The sequence below is a fragment of the Brucella pituitosa genome, from assembly GCF_003049685.1.
Classification (GTDB): Bacteria; Pseudomonadota; Alphaproteobacteria; order Rhizobiales; family Rhizobiaceae; genus Brucella; species Brucella pituitosa.
Genome location: NZ_PYSY02000001.1, coordinates 1676037 through 1688976, shown reverse-complemented (window position 1 = coordinate 1688976; position 12940 = coordinate 1676037). Strand labels below are relative to the sequence as shown.

Here is a 12940-nt window from a genome sequence, read left to right as displayed (position 1 = left end):
GCAGACGAATGATCCCGATCACTGCCCTTAAAGATAAGACTGTAGCCCTCTTCGGACTGGGCGGGTCGGGTATCGCAACGGCCAAGGCCATCGTGGCCGGTGGTGCAAAGATCATTGCCTGGGATGATAATCCCGACAGTGTGGCCCGCGCGCAGAGCGCAGGCATTGCAACAGGTGATCTGAGGCAGGCGGACTGGTCGCAGTTCGCCGCCTTTGTGCTTTCGCCTGGTGTGCCGCTGACGCATCCCAAGCCACACTGGACTGTTGATCTCGCTCATGCTGCCGGTGTCGAGATTATCGGCGATGTCGAACTCTTCGTGCGTGAACGCAATCACATCGCACCGGATTGTCCGTTTATCGCGATCACCGGCACCAACGGCAAATCCACCACGACCGCGCTGATTGCGCATATCATCAAGGCTTCAGGCCGCGACATGCAGCTCGGCGGCAATATTGGTACAGCGATCCTGACACTGGAAGCGCCTGCGCCGAACCGCTTCTATGTGGTTGAGTGCTCGTCCTACCAGATTGATCTGGCGCCGTCGCTCAATCCCACTGCTGGTATTCTTCTCAATCTTACGCCTGATCATCTTGACCGCCATGGCTCCATGGAAAACTATGCTGCGATTAAGCAGCGGCTAGTTGAGAAAAGCGGCGTGGCAATTATTGGTGTGGATGACGACTATTGCGCCAGCATTGCAGACCGTCTTGAAAGCAGTGGCGTAAAAGTCGCCCGTATCTCCAAGGATAAGCGCCTTGGGAATGGTGCTTTTGCAGATGGGGCGAAGCTTTATTCGACAACGAACGACAAGATTGAAGAACTGGCCTCACTTAACGGCATCGGTTCGCTGCGTGGCGCGCATAATGCGCAGAACGCGTTGGCTGCAATCACCGCCTGTTTGTCAGTTGGTCTTGCAATCGAAGAAATTCGTGCGGGTCTGAAAAGCTTTCCGGGTCTTGCGCATCGCATGGAACAGGTGGGCAATCGCGGTAAGGTTCTGTTCGTCAATGATTCCAAGGCGACGAATGCTGAAGCAACAGCACCTGCGCTGTCATCCTTTGTGAACCACATCTACTGGATCGCCGGTGGCGTGCCCAAGGCTGGTGGTATCAGCGCTTTGTCGGAATTCTTCCCCCGCATCACCAAAGCCTATCTGATAGGTGAAGCTGCGGCGCAATTTGCTGCCACACTTGGCGATGCCGTGGCGTTCGAAATTTCCGACACTTTGGCTGCGGCTGTTGAGCATGCAGCACGGGATGCGGGCAATAATGCAGCAAGCGAGCCGGTTGTCCTGCTTTCGCCCGCTTGCGCGAGTTTCGACCAGTTTCAGAATTTTGAAAAACGCGGTGATGCATTCCGCAACGCCGTTCTTGCGCTCCCGGGTGTCGAGCCGATTAGAGGGGAAAGCTGATGGTAAGTCGTGTTGACCGCGGTCCTGTCGCCAATTGGTGGTGGACAATCGACCGTTACTTTCTGGCTGCATGTCTGGCCCTGATGGGCCTTGGTGTGCTGTTGTCCTTTGCGGCAAGCCCTGCTGTTGCGCAGCGCATCGGTCTTGATAGCTTCCATTTTGTAGAGCGTCAGACCTTCTTCATGATACCGGCTGTGGCGGTGATGATTGGGGTGTCGTTCTTGTCACCACGTCAGATCAGACGTTTTGCACTGATCCTGTTGGGAGCTTCGCTGTTTCTGATGCTAGCGGCTTTGTTTGTCGGCATCGAGATTAAAGGTGCACGTCGCTGGGTCAGTCTTGCGGGTGTTTCCATTCAGCCATCCGAGTTTATGAAGCCAGCCTTTGTGGTTATTTGCGCGTGGCTTTTCTCTGAGCGGGAACGTGGCGGCCACATGCCGGGCTATTTTCTGGCGATGATGTTGTTTTGTGTGACTGCGGGATTGTTGATGCTGCAACCTGACTTTGGTCAGACAATGCTCACCACAGGCACATGGGGCGCAATGTTCTTCCTCGCGGGACTGCCGATGTTCTGGATTTTGGTCCTCGGCGGCATCGCGGTTGTCGGTGCGTTTGGTGCTTACATGACGCTCGATCACGTTGCGGGCCGTGTGAATCGCTTCATGACCGGCGAGGGTGATACGTTCCAGGTGGATGCGGGCCGCGAAGCCATTTTGCGCGGCGGTTGGTTTGGTCAGGGACCGGGCGAAGGAACGGTCAAACGCATCATTCCAGACAGCCATACCGATTTTATCTTCTCGGTTGCTGCAGAAGAATATGGAATCATCCTGTGCATGATCATCATGGCGCTTTTTGCGTTCATCGTGATCCGCGGGCTTTCGATTGCGCTTCGTGAGCGTGACGCGTTCACGCGATTGGCTGTATCCGGCATTGTGATCCTCTTCGGCTTTCAGTCGATTATCAACATGGCGGTTAACCTGCATCTGATGCCTGCCAAGGGCATGACCCTGCCGTTTATCTCCTATGGCGGTTCTTCGCTCGTTGCGATTGCGATCACCATGGGCATCCTGCTGGCGCTGACACGTCGCCGTCCGGAAGCGCGCATGACGCATACGGTCAGTATGGGTGAGCGCATTCCGGCTTTGTGAGGGGAATATGGGAAAAGGCATAATCGTACTGGCCGCCGGGGGAACGGGCGGCCATCTCTTCCCAGCGGAAGCGCTGGCGCATGAATTGAAGACGCGCGGTTGGGGCGTGCATCTGGCAACAGACGCGCGCGCGCAGCGTTTTGCCGGTGCATTTTCCGAAGATCATGTGCATGTGATCCGTTCGGCCACGATTTCAGGCCGTAACCCGATTGCACTTATCAAGACCTTTTGGTCACTGTGGCAGGGTAACCTCGATAGCCGTAGGCTGTTCCGCCGCTTGAAGCCGAAGCTCGTCGTTGGCTTTGGTGGTTATCCGACACTGCCGCCGCTTTATGCTGCGAGCAATATGGGTATCCCGACGATGGTACATGAGCAGAACGCTGTCATGGGCCGGGCCAATAAGGGGCTGGCTGGGCGTGTGAAGGCGATTGCCGGTGGTTTCTTGCCTGAGACAAGCGGCGCCTATGCGGACAAGATTATTGCGACTGGTAATCCGGTTCGTCCGCCAGTGCTTGCTGCTGCCAACACATCTTATAAGTCAGCCAAAGAAGGTCAGCGTTTTCGCCTTCTGGTGTTTGGTGGCAGTCAGGGCGCGCAGTTTTTCTCAAATGCGATCCCCGAAGCGATTGGGCTTTTGCCTGACAATGAACGTGCAAGGCTGCTGATCACTCAGCAAGCCCGCAAAGAAGACGAAGCTGCTGTTCGCGCAGCCTATCAGAGTTTGCGTGTTCCGGCAGATGTTGCGCCGTTCTTCAACGATATGCCTGCGCGCATTGCAGACGCGCATTTCGTGATCTCCCGTTCAGGCGCGTCAACGGTTTCGGAAATCGCAGCAATTGGTCGTCCGGCGATGCTCGTGCCATTCCCGCACGCACTTGATCATGATCAGGCAGCGAATGCAGCAGCCCTCGCAGCAGCCGGTGGTGGGCAGGTTGTTCGCCAGTCCGAGCTGACTGCGCAGCGGCTGGCTGAGATCATAAGTTCTGCCATGAATGAGCCTGAAAGGCTTGAACAACAGGCAAAAGCTGCAAAAAGCGTTGGTAAGCCGGATGCCGCGCAGTTGCTTGCTGATCTCGCAGAGGCTATTGCAGCGGGTAAATCAGTTCAGGAATTGAAAAAAGGAAACCGGCCATGAAAATGCCGCTGAATATCGGGCTTGTCCATTTTATCGGGATAGGCGGCATCGGCATGAGCGGTATTGCGGAAGTGCTGCACAATCTGGGCTACAAGGTTCAGGGTTCGGATCAGTCGGACAGCGCCAATGTGCAGCGTCTGCGCGAGAAGGGCATTGAGGTGTTTGTCGGCCATAAGGCTGAGAACCTTGGCGATGCGGAAGTGATTGTTGTCTCGACCGCGATCAAGAAAACCAATCCGGAACTTGCAGCAGCCCGTGAAAAGCTTTTGCCGATCGTTCGCCGTGCTGAAATGCTGGCCGAACTGATGCGTTTCCGTCGTGCTGTCGCCATTGGCGGTACTCACGGCAAGACCACCACGACTTCGATGGTCGCTGCCTTGCTGGATGCCGGGCATCTTGATCCGACTGTCATCAATGGTGGTATCATCAATGCGTATGGCACCAATGCTCGCATGGGCGATGGCGACTGGATGGTCGTTGAAGCCGATGAAAGTGACGGCACGTTCCTGAAACTGCCGGCCGATATTGCGGTTGTGACCAATATCGATCCGGAACATCTGGATCATTATGGCAATTTTGACAATGTGCGTGCAGCTTTTGCGCAGTTCGTCGAGAATGTACCGTTCTATGGCTTTGGTGTGATGTGCCTCGATCATCCGGAAGTGCAGGCTCTGGTGAGCCGCATCGAGGATCGCCGTATTGTGACCTATGGTCAGAATCCGCAGGCCGATGTGCGTTTTGTCAATCATCGCATGGAAGGTGCAGTCAGCCTGTTTGACGTGCTGATCCGCTCGCGCAAGGGTGAGACGACTGAGATCAAAGACCTGCGTCTGCCGATGCCGGGTCTGCACAATGTTTCCAACGCAACGGCTGCTATTGCCGTGGCACATGAGCTGGGTATTTCAGCCGATGATATCCGTCGCGGTCTTGGTGCATTTGGCGGTGTGAAGCGCCGCTTTACGCATACGGGTTCGTGGAATGGCGTCGAGATATTCGATGATTATGGACACCACCCCGTCGAAATCCGCGCTGTACTGAAAGCTGCGCGCGAAGCAACCAAAGGGCGAGTTGTCGGTATCGTGCAGCCGCATCGCTATACGCGTCTGCACAGCCTGTTTGATGAGTTTGCAGCGTGCTTTAACGACGCCGATACCGTTATCGTGATGCCGGTTTATACCGCTGGCGAGGACCCGATTGAGGGCGTGAATTCGGAAACGCTGGTTTCACGTATCAAGACGGCTGGTCATCGCGATGCACGTTATGCAAACGGACCTGAAGCCTTGGCGCCGCTCGTCGCATCTGTGGCTGAGCCGGGCGATTTCGTAGTTTTCCTCGGTGCAGGCAACATTACGCAATGGGCTTATGCGCTTCCCAAAGAACTGGCTGAACAGGGTAAGAAGTAATGGAAAGCGGCGAGACGCTTCTCAAGAAGCTCGACGGCAAGCTGTCGGGCCTGCGTGGCAAGCTTATGCCAGATACTGGCATGGACAAGATCACCTGGTTCCGTGCCGGTGGTCCTGCACAGGTTTTGTTCCAGCCCGCGGATGAAGAAGACTTGTCGGAATTTCTGAAAGCTGTGCCAGAAGAGATTCCGCTTCTGGTTGTAGGTATCGGCTCCAATCTGCTGGTACGTGACGGCGGTATCCCGGGCTTTGTGGTGCGCTTGTCGGCGAGGGGCTTCGGCGAGGTTCAGCAAGTTTCTGAAACGCAGCTCAGGGCAGGTACGGCAACGCCAGACAAGCGTGTAGCCGCAGCTGCCCTTGAAGCGGGGCTTGGTGGCTTTCATTTCTACCACGGCATTCCCGGCGGCATTGGCGGCGCTTTGCGCATGAATGCGGGCGCTAATGGTGTTGAAACGCGTGAGCGTGTCGTGGAAGTCCGCGCGCTCGACCGTAAGGGCGAGCTGCATATCCTCTCCAATGCCGACATGGGTTATGCCTATCGGCATTCCTCAGCGTCTCCTGATTTGATTTTCACCTCAGCGCTGTTTGAGGGTATTCCGGGCGACCGGGAAGAAATCAAGAAGGCAATGGACGAGGTGCAAAACCACCGCGAGACGGTACAGCCTGTGCGGGAAAAGACGGGTGGTTCAACCTTCAAAAATCCTGAAGGCACATCCGCCTGGAAAGAAATTGACAAGGCGGGCTGTCGTGGTCTGCGTGTCGGCGGTGCGCAGATGTCTGAGATGCACTGCAATTTCATGATCAATACCGGTAACGCGACCGGATATGACCTTGAAACGCTTGGCGAGACAGTTCGCGCTAAAGTTTATGAGAATTCAGGTATTCGCCTTCATTGGGAGATCAAGCGGCTCGGCTTGTTCCGCGAAGGTGAGGAAGTGAAAGAATTCTTACAAAAAGTCTAATTTTAAGAAGCCCGGATTTCCCACTGAAATTCCGGGCTTTTTTGCGCTTGTTGAGGCATGCGTAAGTTGCTCCCCTTTTGATAGGGGCTTGCCACGGAATCAACTCTCTGATTCTTTATGGTTAACCGTACAGTGATTTGATTCGTCAGGGTTTTCCTGACTTGGGTGTCTGCGGCTTGTGTCGCCGGACTATCCTGATTCTATTTTTGATTCGAGCGCAGGGAATGCGCAGAGGGGATGACTAACGTGGCTGGACAGAAAGCTGGAAAGCATGTTGCCGTTTTGATGGGCGGTTTCTCTTCGGAGCGTCCCGTCAGTCTGTCCTCTGGCGCTGCCTGTGCGAAGACGCTTGAAGAATGTGGCTACCGCGTTACGCGTATCGATGTTGATCGCAATGTCGCCAGCGTTCTTGCAGAGCTGAAGCCTGATGTAGCGTTCAACGCGCTTCATGGTCCTTTTGGTGAAGATGGTACTATTCAGGGTATCCTCGAATATCTTCAGATCCCTTACACACATTCCGGTGTGCTGGCCTCTGCGCTCGCCATGGACAAGGATCGTGCCAAGACGGTTGCGTCTGCTGCGGGTGTGGCTGTTGCGCCTTCGCGTTTGATGAACCGTTTTGATATCAGTTCCGAGCATCCGATGCAGCCGCCTTATGTGGTCAAGCCTGTACGTGAAGGCTCGAGCTTCGGTGTTGTCATCGTTCAGGAAGATCAGTCGCATCCGCCACAAATCATCAGCTCTGCCGAATGGAATTATGGTGCCGATGTTCTGGTCGAAAAATACATCGCCGGACGTGAGTTGACCTGCGCTGTGATGGGTGATCGCGCCATGGACGTGTGCGAGATCATTCCAGTGGGGCATCAGTTCTACGATTTTGATTCAAAATATGTGCCTGGCGCATCAACTCACGCATGTCCGGCAAAAATTTTACCAAATATTTACCAAAAAATACAAACAATGGCCCTTACGGCGCATCGGGCAATCGGGTGTCGGGGCGTAAGCAGATCAGACTTCCGTTTCGATGATCGTTTTTCCGAAGAAGGCGAAGTTATTTGGCTGGAAATTAACACCCAGCCGGGAATGACTCCTACCTCGCTCGTACCTGATATCGCGAAGGCGGCAGGTATCTCTTTTGGTGAATTGTTGAGTTGGATGGTGGAGGACGCGTCTTGTTTGCGGTAAACGGCAGATCTCAGGAATACAGGCGTTCGGGCGCGATGCGGGATGCATCGGGTGCAGCCTTTGTTCTGCCGCGCCTCCTGCGGAAGCCTTTCCGCTTTGCTGTCCGTCTGTTTCAGGGCAATATCAACGTTCCCCGCTATGCTGGCACGATTGGCATGCTCGGCTTTCTCGGTGCAACCGGCATCTACGGTATGGTGCTCGGCGGTCATTCCGAGAATATGATCAAGGCGACCGCTTCGACATTTGGCTTTGCGATTGAAGACGTAAAGGTCGTTGGTAACAACGAGACCTCGGACATCGATATTCTCGGTCAGCTTGAGCTGGACGGTGAGACGTCACTGGTTGGCCTGAGTGCCGAACAGGCGCGTCAGGCTATCGCCAAGCTGCCTTGGGTTGAAAGCACTGAAGTGCGCAAGGTTTATCCGGGCACGCTGCTTGTTTCTCTCGAAGAGCGCAAGGCATTTGCCGTCTGGCAGAATGGCCAGGAGCTTTCGCTGATTGATTCTGCTGGCGATACAATCGTTCCATTTCGTGCGGGCCGTTACAACGCTCTCCCGCTTGTCGTGGGTGAGGGCGCTGAAAAGCGCGTTAAGGGCTTCGTAGACGAGGTTGCGGCCTATCCGGGGCTGGCTGGCAAGGTTCGCGCCTATATCCGCGTTGCCGACCGTCGCTGGGATATTCTGCTTGAAAATGGTGTCCGCATCATGCTGCCGGAAGATGAGCCGATGAAGGCTCTCGCCGAAGTCGAGCGTCTCGATAGCGAAAACCAACTTCTGTCGCGCGATATCGCATCTGTCGATCTTCGTCTGGATGATCGCGTTACGGTTCAATTGACTGCGAGCGGCATGGAGCAACGCCAGAAGTTCTTGGCGGAGCGTAAAAAAGAATTATCCCGCACGGGGAAGCGCGTATGAGTATTCTTGGCGGAAAAGGTTCATCACAGGTCGGAACTTCAGGGCGCAAGGTGCGCCTTCTAACGGTTCTGGATGTTGGTTCAAGCAAGGTTTCCTGTGTGATCGCACGCTTGCGTCCACATGAAAGTGGCGCACTGCTGCCAGGCCGCACACATCGCATGGAAGTGCTTGGCATCGGTCATCAGCGTTCGCGCGGTGTGAAGTCCGGCGTCATTATCGATCTGGATGCGGCTGAACAGTCCATTCGCCTCGCAGTTGATGCTGCCGAGCGCATGGCTGGTCTGACGGTTGATAGCCTTATCGTCAATATTTCAGCTGGCCGCCTCAAGAGCGAAACCTTCACCGCGAGCGTCAATCTTGGCGGTCATGAAGTCGAGCAAACTGATATTCGCCGCGTGCTGGCCGCTGGTGCGAAGCAGGCGCTTGCAGCGGAACGTCACCTCGTTCATTCACTGCCGGTTGGCTACACGCTTGATGGCGAACGCGGTATTCGTGATCCGCTCGGCATGCTGGGCGATAGCCTCGGCGTCGATATGCACGTGCTGACCGCAGATGCTGCGCCACTGCGCAATCTCGAGCTCTGCGTCAATCGTTGCCACCTTTCGGTTGAAGCAATCGTTGCTACCCCTTATGCGAGCGGCCTTGCAGCGCTCGTGGGTGATGAAGCTGAAATGGGTGCTGCCTGCATCGATATGGGCGGTGGTACGACCACGATTTCGGTTTTCTCCGAAGGCAAATTCATTCACGCTGATGCAGTTGCCATCGGCGGCAATCACGTCACGATGGACGTGGCACGCGGCTTCTCCACGCGTATGGAAGACGCCGAGCGCCTCAAGGTCATGTACGGCTCGGCGCTGCCAAGCGCTGCCGATGATCGCGACCTCATTTCGGTTCCGCCAATCGGTGACGATGAGCGTGATGTACCCAATCAATATCCGCGCTCAGTGCTGACGCGGATCATCCGTGCAAGAGTGGAAGAGACACTGGAACTGGTTCGCGACAGGCTGAACCAGTCAGGCCTCGGACATATTGTCGGCAAGCGTGTAGTCCTGACAGGTGGCGCAAGTCAGCTGCCGGGCATGCCTGAAGCTGCGCGGCGGATTCTTGCAAGAAATGTACGTATCGGGCGTCCGCTAGGGATAGCGGGATTGCCTGAGGCGGCTAAGGGTGCGGCTTTCTCCGCGACCGTTGGTCTTCTGATCTACCCTCAGGTGGCAGGCATTGAAGAACGGTCCGTGAAGGCAGCCTCCTCCGGTCTTATGACTGGTACGGGCGGGCGGATTCAACGTGTCAGCCAATGGCTGAGAGAGAGTTTTTGAGTACACATTGAGTGATTTGATTGCGTGATGTGGGCGTAACCATCAGCGTAATAACCAATTAGCACCGCGGCGGCGAAGCGGTGAGAGGCTTAAGAGGAACGAGAACCATGACCATTAATCTGCAAAAGCCGGACATCACCGAGCTGAAGCCTCGCATCACCGTATTCGGTGTCGGCGGTGGCGGCGGCAACGCGGTAAACAACATGATCAATGCCGGTCTGCGCGGCGTGGATTTTGTCGTTGCCAACACCGACGCACAGGCTCTGACGATGTCGAAGTCTGAACGCATGATCCAGCTCGGCGCTGCCGTCACAGAAGGCCTCGGCGCTGGCTCTCAGCCAGAAGTTGGCCGCGCAGCCGCAGAAGAATGCATCGACGAAATCGTCGATCATCTTAACGGCACGCATATGTGCTTCGTAACGGCCGGCATGGGCGGCGGTACCGGTACTGGTGCTGCTCCAGTTGTGGCACGCGCTGCACGCGAACGCGGTATCCTCACCGTTGGCGTCGTTACCAAGCCTTTCCATTTCGAAGGTGCTCGCCGCATGAAGACGGCTGAGTACGGCATCGAAGAACTGCAGAAGAACGTCGATACCCTGATCGTCATTCCAAACCAGAATCTCTTCCGCATTGCCAACGACAAGACCACCTTCGCTGATGCCTTCGCAATGGCCGATCAGGTGCTTTATTCCGGTGTTGCCTGCATCACCGATCTGATGGTCAAGGAAGGCCTCATCAATCTCGACTTTGCTGACGTTCGCTCGGTCATGCGCGAAATGGGCAAGGCCATGATGGGCACTGGCGAAGCTTCGGGCGAAGGCCGCGCGATGGCTGCTGCTGAAGCTGCGATTGCTAACCCGCTGCTCGACGAAACTTCGATGCGCGGTGCAAAGGGTCTCCTGATCTCGATCACTGGTGGTCGTGATATGACCCTCTTTGAAGTCGATGAAGCTGCAACCCGTATCCGCGAAGAAGTTGATCCGGAAGCCAACATCATTCTCGGCGCGACCTTCGACGAAGGCCTTGAAGGCGTCATCCGTGTATCCGTTGTTGCAACCGGCATCGACAAGCAGATCGGAGATGCGGCCCCGGCGCCGCTGGAATTTCGCCAGCCAGTAAAGCCAGCCGCTCAGCAGGCAAAGCCAATGGCTCCGCATGGCGCTCTGCGTCTTCCGGTTACTGAACAGCCACGTCAGGCTGAGCCAGCTGCTCCGGTCGCTCAGTCGATCGAAAGCGAAATGCCAGCCGCGACCGCCGCGCCTGCAGCTTCAGCTGCTCCGGATTTCCGTCCGCAGAGCCGCATTTTCCAGGCTCCTGCTGCTGAGAGCTTTGAACGTGCACCTGTTGCCCGCCCTGCAGCCCCACAGCCGCAGATGATCAACAATCAGGCGACGGCCCATGCAATGCAGCCGCAGGCATACCAGCAGCCACAGCAGATGCATGCAGAACCGGCTCCACAGCCACGTCCTGCTCCGCGCATGCCGGCGGTGTCCGACTTTCCCCCAGTCGCTCAGGCAGAAATCAATGCACGTCGTGCAGCGCCTCAGCAGCCTGTTCAGGAAGAACGCGGACCGATGAGCCTCCTCAAGCGCCTGACCCATGGTCTGTCGTCGCGCCGTGAAGAAGAACAGCCAGCAGCTCGTCTGGAGCCTGCTCAGCATCGTGAGCCTGCAATGCGCCAGCCAGAACAGCGCCGCCCAATGCAGCAGGATAGCTCGATCTATGCTCCACGCCGTGGCCAGCTTGACGATCAGGGCCGTCCGCAGCCACGCGCTGCCTCGGAAGAAGATCAGCTCGAAATCCCGGCCTTCCTGCGCCGCCAGTCGAACTAATCATCTGATCCGACTTTGAAATAGAGAAAGCCGTGGGATTCTTCCCACGGCTTTTTTCGTGAGAACCTGTCTTGTTCGTAATTGCTGTATCACGTGCTTCAGCTCGTGGTTTTGAAGCATGTTGTTGCGGGAAAGCCGTCCTCTGCATTTCCATGATGGGCTTTAGTAGTCGTCGTTACATTTTGTAAGAAAGCGTGATTTTGAGCGGCTGCCGAGCATCACTATTTTCTGCGGGATGGCATGATAAGGTTCGCATATGGATGCGAGCCGCTTTTCGTGCGTTCGTCGCTATTTTCGTCATATCTATCTTATTATAGAAACACATGACGGAAGCTGGTGATTGCTTAGTACGGGCACTGCACGTTCGGTGGGGGCACCTCGGTAGAGGTTTCGCTCTTACTTCATATGATAATTAGATTGGACTGGTTTTGAGCGCTTATCAAAAAACAATCGGTCGCGCGGTTACGCTATCAGGCGTTGGCGTCCATGGCGGAGCGCCTGCTTCGGTGACGTTTTTACCGGCTGATGCGGATGCGGGAATCATTTTCCAGCGCTCGGACCTGGGGACTGCTTCGCGCGACATCCACGCCCATGTTTCGGAGATTGGCGCAACGGACCTGTCTACCGCACTGGGGCCGCAGGAAGAACGCGTCAATACCGTTGAGCACCTGATGGCCGCAATCGCTGCAGTTGGAATCGACAATCTGATTATCGAAGTGAATGGGCCTGAAGTTCCAATTCTTGACGGCACGTCAGCACGTTTCATCGAGGCTTTTGACGAAGCCGGTATTGTGGTGCAGGACGCAAAGCGCCGCTTTATTCGTATTCTGAAGACCGTGCGCGTGGAAGCCGGTGGTTCATGGGGTGAATTTCAGCCTTATTCGGGCACACGATTTGAGGTCGAGATTGACTTTGAATGTCCGCTGATCGGTCGACAGAAGTTTGCTGCCGACATGTCGGAAGAAACCTTTCGCAAGGAAATATCGACGGCACGTACCTTTGGTTTCATGAAGGATGTTGAGCGTCTCTGGGCGGCAGGTCTGGCACTTGGTTCCTCGCTCGACAATTCTCTTGTCATTGGCGACGATAATTCGGTGATCAATCCCGGCGGATTGCGTTTCAAGGATGAGTTCGTGCGTCACAAGACGCTGGATGCCGTGGGCGACATTTCGCTTGCCGGTCTGCCGTTTATTGGCTGCTTCCGTTCCTATCGCGGTGGTCACAGATTGAACGCTGAAACCGTGAAGGCACTTCTTGCCGACAAGTCGAATTACGATGTCGTCGAAGCAAGCGGTGTGCGCCGGAATGCAGATAGCTTGGACTTTGTAGCTGCACGGCCAAATATATCGGCGCCCTGGGCGCTTTAAAGTTCGTGCAGAAGGCTCGGGCGTTTATGGCCATAATTGGGCCGTGATCGCCGGGTCTTCTGCGCTTTGAGTCGGCGTATTCGTTGTGACTGACAGCCAAACCTCTGTATCGGATGAGGAAAAGCCATTGGTTTGCATAGATATAGCTTCGATGTAGCTTTGGGCCGGGGTATTCACGCCTTATGCGCGCATTTTCGGACGATTGATCAGCTTGACGATTGCCGATTTCGCCAGCATGTGGTTTATGAACTGCCAAAACAGCC

Annotated in this window: 10 protein-coding genes; all 10 read left to right on the top strand. The window is 55.6% G+C overall.

Annotated features, from left to right (window positions below; all coding sequences use genetic code 11):
• The first annotated feature begins 8 nt into the window (after positions 1 to 8).
• Positions 9 to 1412, top strand: a complete 1404-nt coding sequence (murD, locus tag C9380_RS08335; protein ID WP_100558772.1) for a UDP-N-acetylmuramoyl-L-alanine--D-glutamate ligase — start codon at positions 9 to 11, stop codon at positions 1410 to 1412.
• Entirely contained in the window at positions 1412 to 2560 is a 1149-nt protein-coding gene (ftsW, locus tag C9380_RS08330) for a putative lipid II flippase FtsW (protein WP_128093360.1), read from the top strand. Before murD ends, ftsW begins: the two co-directional genes overlap by 1 nt.
• A gap of 7 nt (positions 2561 to 2567) precedes the next feature.
• Positions 2568 to 3695 carry an undecaprenyldiphospho-muramoylpentapeptide beta-N-acetylglucosaminyltransferase gene (gene murG / locus C9380_RS08325; RefSeq protein ID WP_128093359.1) on the top strand — a complete coding sequence of 376 codons (1128 nt, stop codon included), beginning with the start codon at positions 2568 to 2570 and terminating at the stop codon, positions 3693 to 3695.
• Positions 3692 to 5098 (top strand): UDP-N-acetylmuramate--L-alanine ligase, encoded by a 1407-nt coding sequence (gene murC, locus C9380_RS08320; protein WP_024899591.1) that lies wholly within the window; start codon positions 3692 to 3694, stop codon positions 5096 to 5098. The genes murG and murC overlap by 4 nt, the downstream gene beginning before the upstream one ends.
• On the top strand, positions 5098 to 6060 hold the full coding sequence (gene murB / locus C9380_RS08315; RefSeq protein WP_111786496.1) for a UDP-N-acetylmuramate dehydrogenase: 963 nt from the start codon (positions 5098 to 5100) through the stop codon (positions 6058 to 6060). The genes murC and murB overlap by 1 nt, the downstream gene beginning before the upstream one ends.
• A gap of 285 nt (positions 6061 to 6345) precedes the next feature.
• Positions 6346 to 7245 (top strand): D-alanine--D-alanine ligase, encoded by a 900-nt coding sequence (locus C9380_RS08310; RefSeq protein ID WP_235822361.1) that lies wholly within the window; start codon positions 6346 to 6348, stop codon positions 7243 to 7245.
• Positions 7233 to 8159, top strand: coding sequence for a cell division protein FtsQ/DivIB (locus tag C9380_RS08305; protein WP_024899594.1), 927 nt, complete (start codon positions 7233 to 7235; stop codon positions 8157 to 8159). The genes C9380_RS08310 and C9380_RS08305 overlap by 13 nt, the downstream gene beginning before the upstream one ends.
• Positions 8156 to 9478, top strand: a complete 1323-nt coding sequence (gene ftsA / locus C9380_RS08300) for a cell division protein FtsA (RefSeq protein ID WP_024899595.1) — start codon at positions 8156 to 8158, stop codon at positions 9476 to 9478. Before C9380_RS08305 ends, ftsA begins: the two co-directional genes overlap by 4 nt.
• A gap of 107 nt (positions 9479 to 9585) precedes the next feature.
• Positions 9586 to 11310: a cell division protein FtsZ gene (ftsZ, locus tag C9380_RS08295; RefSeq protein WP_024899596.1), complete on the top strand. Its 1725-nt coding sequence runs from the start codon at positions 9586 to 9588 to the stop codon at positions 11308 to 11310.
• A gap of 428 nt (positions 11311 to 11738) precedes the next feature.
• The gene (gene lpxC, locus C9380_RS08290; protein ID WP_128093358.1) at positions 11739 to 12677 is read left to right on the top strand and encodes a UDP-3-O-acyl-N-acetylglucosamine deacetylase; all 939 of its coding nucleotides are present in this window, start codon (positions 11739 to 11741) and stop codon (positions 12675 to 12677) included.
• The last annotated feature ends 263 nt before the right edge of the window (positions 12678 to 12940 follow it).

Excerpts from the sequence above, each read along its gene's own strand:
- ftsZ (WP_024899596.1), top strand. The coding sequence starts at position 9,586 with ATGACCATTAATCTGCAAAAGCCGGACATCACCGAGCTGAAGCCTCGC.
- murG (WP_128093359.1), top strand. The coding sequence starts at position 2,568 with ATGGGAAAAGGCATAATCGTACTGGCCGCCGGGGGAACGGGCGGCCAT.
- ftsA (WP_024899595.1), top strand. The coding sequence starts at position 8,156 with ATGAGTATTCTTGGCGGAAAAGGTTCATCACAGGTCGGAACTTCAGGG.
- C9380_RS08310 (WP_235822361.1), top strand. The coding sequence starts at position 6,346 with ATGGGCGGTTTCTCTTCGGAGCGTCCCGTCAGTCTGTCCTCTGGCGCT.
- murD (WP_100558772.1), top strand. The coding sequence starts at position 9 with ATGATCCCGATCACTGCCCTTAAAGATAAGACTGTAGCCCTCTTCGGA.
- ftsW (WP_128093360.1), top strand. The coding sequence starts at position 1,412 with ATGGTAAGTCGTGTTGACCGCGGTCCTGTCGCCAATTGGTGGTGGACA.
- murB (WP_111786496.1), top strand. The coding sequence starts at position 5,098 with ATGGAAAGCGGCGAGACGCTTCTCAAGAAGCTCGACGGCAAGCTGTCG.
- murC (WP_024899591.1), top strand. The coding sequence starts at position 3,692 with ATGAAAATGCCGCTGAATATCGGGCTTGTCCATTTTATCGGGATAGGC.